An 11,043-nucleotide genomic window follows, 5' to 3' on the forward strand; every position below is an offset into this window, starting at 1 on the left:
AAGGAAGAGAAATGTTTGATTATAGAGCACTAGTTATTTTGATGACTTTGATGGATCATTGTGAGCTATCATTATATGAATTATCTGTTAAGGTGAGCTTACCTATAAAGGAAGTCAAAGAAGGAATAGATTATTTAGTGCCTTATCTAGCTAATAAAGGGATAGTGCTGGATAAAAAACAAGGTCGCTATAGTTTATCAAATCGTACGAAGCAGTCTTTGACAGATATTATTAAGTCGGATGAATTGGTTTTACCAAAGTCGACTCGCTTAGCTTTAATCTATCTTTACACTTTTTGCCGATTAGATTTTATATCGAATAATCATTACCAAGACTTTTTGAAAGTAAGTAAGAATACAACCTTATCTGATATTCAATCATTAAGAAAGATTATGTTAGATAATGATTTGGAGCTAGGGTACAGTAGAGCAAAAGGTTATACTTTACACGGTTCAGAGTGGAATAAGCACCGCTTAGCTTTTCAAATGGTTAGTGAGTTGCTGGAATCCTCCATAGGGATTTGGGGTTTGGATTATGTTTTATCCAGTTGGGGGTATTCATTAACTTATGATTTGATAAATCAGGTAGTTAAAGATTATTATGAGAAGCTACAGCTAGTACCTATTGTTAATCAATTAAAAGTTTACCTTTTCGGTTTAGTATTCATTCTGTGTAGGTATCAAAGGGATGTTGAAAGAGTATGTCTTTCAGAGACATTAGTATCTCCTGTTATTCAAGATATAACCACTATTTTATTGGATACAGTGGTTGATTTGGGAATTATAGATACGGTGTTTTCTGAGGATGATTATCGCTATATCACCGTTTTATTATCAAGTTGCTTTGAAGGTGAAGTAGATGTTGCTCCGGTTTACTTTAATCAATTAACAGAGGCTATTATAAGTAGAATGGAAGATATTTCTTTGTTACATTTTAAACAAAGGGAAGGATTGAGAGAAAATCTTCGCCGCCACCTTATACCGGCTTACTATAGATTAAAGTTCGGCCTACCTAGTTCAAATGAATATGTATTGCATGTTAAAGAACATTATCCTGATTTATTTGAATTAGTCAAAGATTCTTTGATGCCCTTGATGGACGCTATTGACAATCCCATACCTGATAGTGAAACAGCATATTTTGTTATCCATTTCGGAGGTTATTTAAAGAAAGCAGATACTTTGCCTCAAAAATGGTATAAAGCAGCAATCATTTGTCCTAATGGTGTTAGTTCTTCATTGATGTTAAAAGAGAATCTATTAGCATTATTTCCTCAAATTGAGTTTATAGGAACCTTAAAGATTGATGATTTACAGGTGAAAGCTAGTAGTGACTATGATATGGTTTTTTCTACCATAAAGGTGGAGACAGAAAAGCCAAATTATCTAGTTTCGGTTATGATGACTGAAGAGCAAGCAATACAACTAGTAGAACTAGTGTTAAAAGATTTTCCGAATTTAGAGTATGGGGATTTTGAGATTGAACAAATCCTGAATATTGTCAAAAAATATGGAATTATTACACAAGAATTGGAATTAAGATTGGCGTTAAAGAATTATCTTTATCAAAAAAATGATCGAAAGGAAATTGTACCAGTGCTAGAACAACTTATTACCAAAGAAACCTATCAGGTTAGTTCGCAAAAATTAGGATGGAAGGAGGCGATTCGTTTAGCAGCTAAACCGCTTTTGGATCAAGATAAGATAACTGAGAACTACCCTGAGGCAATGATTCAAAAAGTAGAAGAGTTTGGGCCTTTTATTAATTTAGGGAAGGGAGTAGCAATTCCTCACGCTCGGCCAGATGAAGGTGTGAATGAAATAGGAATGTCAATGTTAGTTTTGGAAGAACCGATTTATTTATTGGATAATCCAGAACAAGAGGTAAGATTGTTGATTTGTATTGCAGCCATTGATAATGAGAGTCATTTAAAGGCTTTGTCACATTTAACAACAATTTTAAGAGATAAAAATCATGTTCAAACTTTAATATCATCAAAAAACTATGATGACATTAAAATGATAATTAAACAGGAGGATTAGATAATGTTAAAAATTGGTACAGCTTGTGGTTCAGGATTAGGTTCAAGTTTTATGGTACAGATGAATATTGAATCTGTATTGAGTGATTTGAATGTTTCAGATGTAGAAGTTGAACATTATGATTTAGGTGGAGCAGATCCAAATGCAGCTGATATTTGGATTGTTGGTCGTGATCTAGCTGATTCAGCTAGTCATCTTGGAGATGTTCGTATCTTAAATAGTATTATTGATATGGATGAACTACGAGAATTAATTACTAAACTTTGTGAAGAAAAAGGACTTATATAGGAGGCTAGCGTCATGATGAAGTTCATATTGGATATTGTTAGTACACCAGCTATTTTAGTAGCTTTAATTGCAATTTTAGGATTAGTTCTTCAGAAGAAGAAATTACCTGATATTATTAAAGGTGGAATTAAGACCTTTGTTGGTTTCTTAGTTGTATCTGGTGGTGCAGGAATTGTACAAAATTCTTTAAATCCATTTGGTACCATGTTTGAGCATGCTTTTCATTTATCTGGCGTTGTGCCGAATAATGAAGCAATTGTAGCTGTAGCTTTAACAACATATGGCTCAGCTACTGCAATGATTATGTTTGCAGGCATGGTGTTCAATATCTTAATCGCTCGTTTTACTCGATTTAAATATATTTTTTTAACAGGGCACCACACTCTATATATGGCATGTATGATTGCGGTCATTTTATCAGTTGCTGGCTTTACTAGCTTGCCTCTTATCTTACTAGGAGGATTAGCACTCGGTATTATTATGAGTATTTCCCCAGCATTTGTGCAAAAATATATGGTTCAATTAACTGGAAATGACAAGGTGGCTTTAGGTCATTTCAGTTCTTTGGGATATTGGTTGAGTGGTTTTACTGGTAGCCTTATCGGTGACAAATCAAAATCAACAGAGGACATTAAATTTCCAAAGAGTTTAGCTTTTTTACGTGATAGCACTGTTAGTATTACTTTATCCATGGCAGTTATTTACATTATTGTAGCTATCTTTGCAGGGTCAGAATATATAGAAAAAGAAATCAGTAGTGGTACAAGTGGTCTAGTTTATGCTTTACAATTAGCAGGTCAATTTGCAGCAGGGGTATTTGTTATTTTAGCAGGTGTTCGCCTTATTTTGGGTGAAATTGTTCCAGCCTTTAAAGGTATTTCAGAGCGTCTTGTACCTAATTCAAAACCTGCTTTGGATTGTCCGATTGTTTATACTTATGCACCCAATGCAGTTCTAATTGGATTTATCTCTAGTTTTATTGGTGGTTTAGTAAGTATGGCAATTATGATTGCTTCAGGAACGGTTGTTATCTTACCAGGCGTTGTGCCTCATTTCTTCTGTGGAGCGACTGCAGGTGTCATTGGGAATGCATCTGGTGGTGTTCGTGGAGCCACTATTGGAGCATTTTTACAAGGTATTTTAATCAGTTTTCTTCCAGTCTTTTTAATGCCAGTTTTGGGAGGACTTGGTTTCCAAGGATCAACTTTCTCAGATGCAGATTTTGGTCTATCAGGAATTATTTTAGGAATGTTAAATCAATTTGGTTCACAAGCAGGCATTGTGATTGGTCTTGTTCTTATTCTAGCAGTTATGTTTGGAGTATCCTTTATTAAAAAGCCATCTGCAAAGGAGGAGTAAGGGATGATTTTAAGTGAAAATAGAGAAGATGAGTTAAGAAAATTTGCGACTAACATCCGATTAAATACTCTTAGAACATTGAATCATCTTGGATTCGGACATTACGGAGGAAGTCTGTCTATCGTAGAAGTTCTAGCAGTGCTTTATGGTGAAATAATGCCAATGACTCCAGAAATATTTGCAGCACGAGATAGAGATTATTTCATATTATCAAAAGGTCACGGAGGACCAGCTCTATACAGTACACTCTATTTGAATGGTTTCTTTGACAAAGAATTCTTATATTCTTTAAATACAAATGGAACCAAATTACCGTCTCATCCTGATAGAAATCTAACGCCGGGCATAGATATGACAACTGGCTCTTTAGGACAGGGAATTAGTGTTGCAACCGGACTTGCATATGGTCAGAGAATAAGAAAAAGTCCCTTTTATACCTATGCTATTGTTGGAGATGGTGAGTTAAATGAGGGACAATGTTGGGAGGCTATACAGTTTGCTTCTCAGCAACAGTTATCCAACTTAATTGTATTTGTTGATGATAACAAAAAACAATTAGATGGTTTTACAAAGGATATTTGTAATCCAGGTGACTTCGTAGAAAAATTTTCAGCATTTGGATTTGAATCCATTAGGGTCAAGGGTTCAGATATTAGAGAAATTTATGAAGGGATTGTCCAATTAAAACAGTCAAATAATTCATCACCTAAGTGCATTGTATTAGATACTATTAAAGGTCAAGGGGTTCAAGAGCTGGAAGAAATGAAATCCAATCATCATCTTCGCCCTACTGTAGAGGAGAAACAAATGTTAACTTCAGTTGTAGAAAGATTAAGTCAGGAATTGGAGGAAACAGAATGATGAGAAGCACGAAAGAATTACGGCATGTATATAGAGACTTCCTTTTAGAGGCTAATCAAAGTGATTCTGATATAGTAGTCTTAGAAGCCGATTTGTCAAGTTCGATGGCTACTCATAATCTTGAAAAGGACTTTGGAGACCGTTATGTGAATGTTGGGATTATGGAAGCAGAAATGGTCGGCCTTGCAGCAGGCTTGTCTATTCAGGGGTTTAGACCTTATCTTCATACATTTGGCCCTTTTGCTTCACGAAGAGTATTTGATCAATTATTTATTTCTCTTGGATACGCACAATTGGATGCCACTGTTATTGGATCAGATGCAGGAGTAACTGCGGAAATGAATGGTGGGACATATATGCCATTTGAAGAAATTGGATTGTTACGTTTAATTCCTAAATCGATCATTTTCGAAGCAACTGATGATATCCAATTTCGTGAAATCTTGAACCAGACATTAGAATTAAAAGGACTAAAATATATTCGAACAATTCGAAAAGCTCCAGAGGCTGTCTATCAAGGTGGAGAAGATTTTTCTAAAGGCTACATTGAGTTAAGACACGGGGAAGATCTTGTAATCGTTGCTTCTGGCATAATGGTTGCTCCAAGTATTCGAGTTGCAGATGAACTGTCTAAATTAGGTTATTCAGTAGGTGTGATAGATTTATTTAGAATCAAACCGATACCAGAACAGATAAAAACAATGTTAAGTGGAAAAACTATATTTACTGTAGAAAACCACAATCAGATAGGTGGAATTGGCAGTGCTTTATGTGAATTATTCTCTGATGATGGAATAACAAAAATTCATCGGATGGGTGTTCAAGAAAGATTCGGTCAAGTAGGGAAAGTGGATTATCTTCTTAATGAGTATGGTTTGAGTGAATCGAATATAAAAGAGAAAGTTCTAGAAATTTATAATGCAAGATAGATGTTGAATACACTGTTCTGAAAGAATTTTTGTAACAATTACAGTACGTTATTTAAAGAAAGCGGATTAAAAAGCATATTCTGGTCATCAGAAAGTGCCCTAATCCGCTTTGTTGTTTTTAGTTTTAAATATTTCATATGTATATAGAATTTTCTGAAAATTCAAGAATTTTCCTCTGTTCATTGCTTTTAAAATGTGCTATAATAGTAAAAACTGAAATGGGAGGGAACAAATGACTGAATTAGATAAACGTCACCGCAGTAGCATTTATGACAGTATGGTAAAATCACCAAACCGTGCTATGCTTCGTGCGACTGGTATGACAGATAAGGACTTTGAAACACCGATTGTGGGAGTGATTTCGACTTGGGCGGAAAATACACCATGTAACATTCACTTGCATGATTTCGGGAAACTGGCTAAAGAAGGTGTCAAATCTGCAGGCGCTTGGCCTGTACAGTTTGGAACTATTACCGTAGCAGACGGGATCGCTATGGGAACGCCTGGTATGCGTTTCTCTCTAACATCTCGTGACATCATCGCGGACTCCATCGAGGCGGCTATGAGTGGTCACAACGTGGATGCCTTCGTCGCTATCGGTGGCTGTGACAAGAACATGCCTGGATCTATGATTGCCATTGCCAATATGGATATCCCTGCAGTCTTTGCCTATGGTGGAACGATTGCACCGGGAAATCTTGATGGCAAAGACATTGACTTGGTTTCTGTCTTTGAGGGTATCGGAAAATGGAACCACGGTGACATGACAGCTGAGGACGTGAAACGTCTTGAATGTAATGCCTGCCCTGGCCCTGGTGGCTGTGGTGGTATGTATACTGCTAATACCATGGCGACTGCTATCGAAGTTTTGGGTATGAGTTTGCCAGGTTCTTCATCTCACCCAGCTGAATCAGCTGATAAGAAAGAAGATATCGAAGCAGCAGGACGTGCTGTTGTTAAGATGTTGGAGCTTGGTCTCAAACCATCAGATATCTTGACTCGTGAAGCCTTTGAAGATGCCATCACTGTGACGATGGCTCTCGGTGGTTCTACAAACGCCACTCTTCACTTGCTTGCCATTGCCCATGCTGCCAATGTTGACTTGTCACTTGAGGACTTCAATGCGATCCAAGAGCGTGTGCCTCACTTGGCCGACTTGAAACCATCTGGTCAGTATGTCTTCCAAGACCTCTACGAAGTCGGTGGTGTCCCTGCGGTTATGAAGTACTTGTTGGCAAATGGATTCCTTCATGGAGATCGCATCACATGTACTGGTAAGACAGTTGCTGAGAACTTGGCTGACTTTGCAGACCTCACACCAGGTCAAAAAGTTATCATGCCACTTGAAAATCCAAAACGTGCGGACGGTCCGCTTATCATCTTGAACGGAAACCTTGCTCCTGACGGTGCAGTTGCCAAGGTATCAGGTGTTAAAGTGCGTCGTCACGTTGGGCCAGCTAAGGTCTTTGACTCAGAAGAAGATGCCATTCAGGCTGTTTTGACAGATGAAATCGTTGATGGCGATGTAGTCGTTGTTCGTTTCGTTGGACCTAAGGGTGGTCCTGGTATGCCTGAGATGCTGTCCCTTTCTTCAATGATCGTTGGTAAAGGTCAAGGAGACAAGGTGGCCCTCTTGACGGATGGACGTTTCTCTGGTGGTACTTATGGTCTGGTTGTTGGACATATCGCTCCTGAAGCTCAGGATGGTGGACCAATTGCCTATCTTCGTACAGGCGATATCGTTACGGTTGACCAAGATACCAAAGAAATTTCCATGGCCGTATCCGAAGAAGAACTTGAAAAACGCAAGGCAGAAACAACCTTGCCACCACTTTATAGCCGTGGTGTCCTCGGTAAATATGCCCACATCGTATCATCTGCTTCACGCGGAGCCGTGACAGACTTCTGGAATATGGACAAGTCAGGTAAAAAATAAACTCATACTCTTCGAAAATCTCTTCAAACCACGTCAACGTCGCCTTGCCGTAGGTATGGTTACTGACTTCGTCAGTTCTATCCACAACCTCAAAACAGTGTTTTAAGCTGACTTCGTCAGTTCCATCCACAACCTCAAAACAGTGTTTTGAGCTGACTTCGTCAATTTTATCCACAACTTCAAAACAGTGTTTTGAGCAACCTGCGGCTAGTTTTCTAGTTTGCCCTTTGATTTTCATTGAGTATCAAAAAGCAAGCCATTTTCGGCTTGCTTTTTTCATCTTTAAAAGTGATTGGTCTGATTAACGAGGTGGTAGTCCAAGGGCAATACGGCCATAGCGACTGATTCGTGTGATTTTCCAAGCAGGCGACCAGGTAACTTCAACCTTGACATCTTCGATCCCCTCGATTTGTTTCAGACCTGCAACGATTTCAATAGGCAGGCTTTCGGCACAATCACAGGCGGTGTCAGTGAAGGTCATGACAATCTTGCAGAGACCTGTTTCGTCCAGATTGATTTCATAGATCAGCCCTAGATTGTAAACATCCAATTCCACATCTGTATCAAAAACCTTCTCTAGTTTTTCGATAATTTGATCTTGCAAGGCCAAAGCACGGTCATTGATTTTGATATCCTCTCTCATTACAGTCCCTCCACATGATAAATATCCCCTATTTTCTCATAACTCTGACAATTTGGCAAGCTTTTGATGAATTTTCTGAAAAATATGATAAAATGAAGAAAATACGGAATCAAGGGGAAGTCTATGGAGCAGATTGGAAAAGTCTTTAGACAATTACGAGAGTCAAGAAATATCTCACTGAGACAAGCAACCGGGGGACAATTTTCGCCGTCTATGTTGTCCCGCTTTGAAACAGGTCAGAGTGAGCTTTCGGTGGAAAAGTTTCTATTTGCCTTGGGAAATATATCTGCCAGTGTAGAGGAAATTCTCTTTCTGGCGAGAGGTTTTCAGTATGATACAGATTCTGAGTTGAGAAAAGAAATCATAGATGTCTTGGATCCAAAGAATATAGCTCCTCTTGAGGACTTGTATCGCAAGGAGTATCAAAAGCATGTCCATTCTCAAAACAAACAGAAACATATTTTAAATGCCATTATGATTAAGTCTTATATGAAGAGCATGGATGATACGGTAGAGTTAACGGCAGAGGAAGGGAAAGTCCTTCATGATTATTTGTTTTCTACCGAGATTTGGGGAATCTATGAACTCAATTTATTTTCAGTCAGTTCACAATTTCTATCTGCTTCTCTTTTCACTAGGTATGTTAGAGAGATGGTACGTAATACTTAATGAAAATCAAAAAGCAAACAAGGAAGATAGCCGAAGGCAGTACTGGCGTACGGCAAGGCGACGCTGACAAAGTTTAAAGAGATTTTCGAAGAGTATTAGCCCCAAACTTCATCCGCAATTTCCTGGATGAGGGCAATGGCTGATATCAATGTTAAGGAGCTTAGTTATCATGTTACTGAAAATGATGTAGCGATAACTTTTTAAACAATCGTGTATAAAAAGATTTCAATTTTTAAAACCTTAACTATTAAGCTATTCAAATCTATAATTGAATAAAAAAGCGAACAAAACAAAATTCTGATTACCAGAAAAATAGTTTTGTTCGTTTTTTTATATTTGGGGTCGGAATTTTGTTCCAGCCTCTTTTTATTATTGTTGAAAATAGCCTTGTCCTTTCAAACTTCTAAAAATAGGTTGGCTAAGTAGGGTGATGGTTACTAGTTTTCCAAGGTCAGGGAGTATAAATGGTAGGACACCGACTGTAGTAGCTTGTGCTAGAGGAATACCCGATAAGAGATGTAGTCCCAGGATGCCACCGACAAAAACAAGACTATCTCCTAGTAGATTGGCCAGAAAAATTTTAGGGGGACTGGTTTTGGGATGGGTCAGATAGGCGGTCACTCCGGCATAAAGCAAATCAAACCAGAGGTAGCCTGCACTTGGTCCGACCAGGACATGAAAACCAGCACTTCCCCCAGCAAAGACAGGAAGACCGATTCCACCCAAAAGGAGGTAGAGGCCTACAGATAGAAGAGCTTCACGAGGACGAAAGATAGTAGCAATTAGCCCAATCGCTAAATTTTGCAATGTGAAGGGAACAGGACCAAGGGGAAGGGTAATCTGAGCCAGCACAGCAATCAAGGCAGCCCCGATAGCTGGAAGAACTAAGGTGTATGATTTTTTCAAGATTGTCAACCTCTTTTTGTTTTTATGGTAATTATTATAATGGATTTTGACAGATTGTCAACTTTATTTTTAAACATAGGTAACAAATAGTGTGGCAGTCGAAAGGTATAGTTTAAAACTATATATACCTCAAGAAAAGAGTAATGCGATATAATCGATAAATGCTTGTTTAGGGAATTCTTTGCTGGTATAATAGAAGCATCTATTACAACTGATATAGTTTGAAACTATGTTTCTATCAAGGAGGTTCTGTCATGTCTGATTTATTATCGCTTTATGAAACGTTAAAATCAAAGAAATGGGTCAATCTAAGCCATCGTATTGATGAAAATAGCCCGCATTTCCCAGCTCTTCCAGCCTTGGAAAAGAAGGATTTATTCACTTTGAAGGATGGATTCCATGTGCAACAGTTTTCTGTGGTTGGTCAGTACGGTACCCACATTGATGCTCCGATTCACTTTGTTGAAGGTGGTCGTTGGTTGGAGGAGATTGACCTCAAGGACTTGCTTTTGCCTCTTTTTGTTATCGATAAGTCGGCAGCAGTAGCTGAAAATCCAAACTATATTTTGACGAAGCAAGATATCTTGGACTTTGAAGCGGAACATGGACAAATCCTGCCAGAGTCTTTTGTAGCTTTTCGGACAGACTGGTCCAAACGTTGGCCTGATCAAGATGCTATGCGTAATCTTGATGAAAATGGGGTGCAACAGAGTCCTGGATGGAGCCGAGAAGCCTTAGAATTTTTGATTCATGAACGTCAGGTCAAGGCCGTCGGTCATGAGACTTTTGACACTGATGCAGGCATTCCTGCTGCTGAGCATGGGCTTCTCAATGAATACTATCTCTTGGAGCAGGATATTTATCAGGTAGAAGTATTAGCCAACCTAAATCAAGTGCCTGCTACAAGTGCCCTGATTAGTATCAGTTTCCCTAACTGGAATCAAGCGACTGGTTCGCCTGTTCGTGCTTTAGCAATTTTACCTTAGAAATAGAATTGGAGAAAAAGATGACACATACACACGCACCTTTCCGAGTAGATCATGTTGGTTCCTTCCTTCGTCCAAAAGCGCTTGTTCAAGCGCGTGAAGCCTTCGCAGCTGGTGATATCAGCCCAATTGAGTATGAATATGATTTGAGTGAATAGTAAGTTAAACCCCAATTATTCACCCCTAATCTAAAAACCCTCCAGAATCCTTGCCTTAGCTTAGATCCTGGATGGTTTCTTTTTTCACCCAATGGGTGTTTTTTACTAGACAAAAAAGAGTTTCCCCTTTATGGTATAAGTGTAGAAAAAAACACAAAAAGAAAGGAAACTCACATGAACAGTTTACCAAATCATCACTTCCAAAACAAGTCTTTTTACCAACTATCTTTCGATGGAGGTCATTTAACCCAGTATGGTGGTCTTAT

General features: G+C 38.4%; 10 protein-coding genes and 1 pseudogene. 9 read left to right on the plus strand and 2 right to left on the minus strand.

Going from position 1 to position 11,043, the window contains the following annotated elements:
* Window positions 1-11: 11 nt before the first annotated feature.
* The 6 genes from HT693_RS04405 to ilvD all read left to right on the plus strand — a co-directional run bounded on the left by HT693_RS04405 (window position 12) and on the right by ilvD (window position 7,415).
* Entirely contained in the window at window positions 12-2,042 is a 2,031-nt protein-coding gene (locus HT693_RS04405; protein ID WP_000460929.1) for a BglG family transcription antiterminator, read from the plus strand.
* Between the two features lie 3 nt (window positions 2,043-2,045).
* Window positions 2,046-2,330, plus strand: a complete 285-nt coding sequence (locus tag HT693_RS04410; RefSeq protein ID WP_000912476.1) for a PTS sugar transporter subunit IIB — start codon at window positions 2,046-2,048, stop codon at window positions 2,328-2,330.
* 12 nt (window positions 2,331-2,342) lie between these two features.
* A complete protein-coding gene (locus HT693_RS04415) occupies window positions 2,343-3,689 on the plus strand; it encodes a PTS ascorbate transporter subunit IIC (RefSeq protein WP_000975292.1) in 1,347 nt (448 codons plus the stop codon).
* Window positions 3,690-3,692: 3 nt separating this feature from the next.
* The gene (locus HT693_RS04420) at window positions 3,693-4,550 is read left to right on the plus strand and encodes a transketolase (RefSeq protein WP_000603571.1); all 858 of its coding nucleotides are present in this window, start codon (window positions 3,693-3,695) and stop codon (window positions 4,548-4,550) included.
* The gene (locus tag HT693_RS04425; RefSeq protein ID WP_000986379.1) at window positions 4,547-5,479 is read left to right on the plus strand and encodes a transketolase family protein; all 933 of its coding nucleotides are present in this window, start codon (window positions 4,547-4,549) and stop codon (window positions 5,477-5,479) included. The genes HT693_RS04420 and HT693_RS04425 overlap by 4 nt, the downstream gene beginning before the upstream one ends.
* Before the next feature lie 232 nt (window positions 5,480-5,711).
* Complete coding sequence (gene ilvD, locus HT693_RS04430; RefSeq protein WP_172924937.1) at window positions 5,712-7,415, plus strand: dihydroxy-acid dehydratase; 1,704 nt, start codon at window positions 5,712-5,714, stop codon at window positions 7,413-7,415.
* Window positions 7,416-7,716: 301 nt separating this feature from the next.
* Here ilvD and HT693_RS04435 read toward each other — a convergent pair whose 3' ends face one another.
* On the minus strand, window positions 7,717-8,058 hold the full coding sequence (locus tag HT693_RS04435; protein ID WP_001206380.1) for a metal-sulfur cluster assembly factor: 342 nt from the start codon (window positions 8,056-8,058) through the stop codon (window positions 7,717-7,719).
* A gap of 123 nt (window positions 8,059-8,181) precedes the next feature.
* On the opposite strand from HT693_RS04435, the pseudogene HT693_RS04440 reads away from it, so the two are divergent.
* Window positions 8,182-8,718: pseudogene (locus HT693_RS04440) on the plus strand (Rgg/GadR/MutR family transcriptional regulator); the annotation flags it as partial.
* A 378-nt stretch (window positions 8,719-9,096) separates the two neighbouring features.
* Here the strand turns inward: HT693_RS04440 and HT693_RS04445 are convergent.
* A complete protein-coding gene (locus HT693_RS04445) occupies window positions 9,097-9,633 on the minus strand; it encodes a BioY family transporter (protein ID WP_000750390.1) in 537 nt (178 codons plus the stop codon).
* A gap of 254 nt (window positions 9,634-9,887) precedes the next feature.
* Here HT693_RS04445 and HT693_RS04450 point away from each other — a divergent pair, with 254 nt between their 5' ends.
* Entirely contained in the window at window positions 9,888-10,619 is a 732-nt protein-coding gene (locus tag HT693_RS04450; RefSeq protein WP_001281647.1) for a cyclase family protein, read from the plus strand.
* 20 nt (window positions 10,620-10,639) lie between these two features.
* On the plus strand, window positions 10,640-10,777 hold the full coding sequence (locus tag HT693_RS04455) for a hypothetical protein (protein WP_000149864.1): 138 nt from the start codon (window positions 10,640-10,642) through the stop codon (window positions 10,775-10,777).
* The last annotated feature ends 266 nt before the right edge of the window (window positions 10,778-11,043 follow it).

This window comes from Streptococcus sp. 2154 (assembly GCF_013277255.1).
Lineage (GTDB): Bacteria > Bacillota > Bacilli > Lactobacillales > Streptococcaceae > Streptococcus > Streptococcus pseudopneumoniae.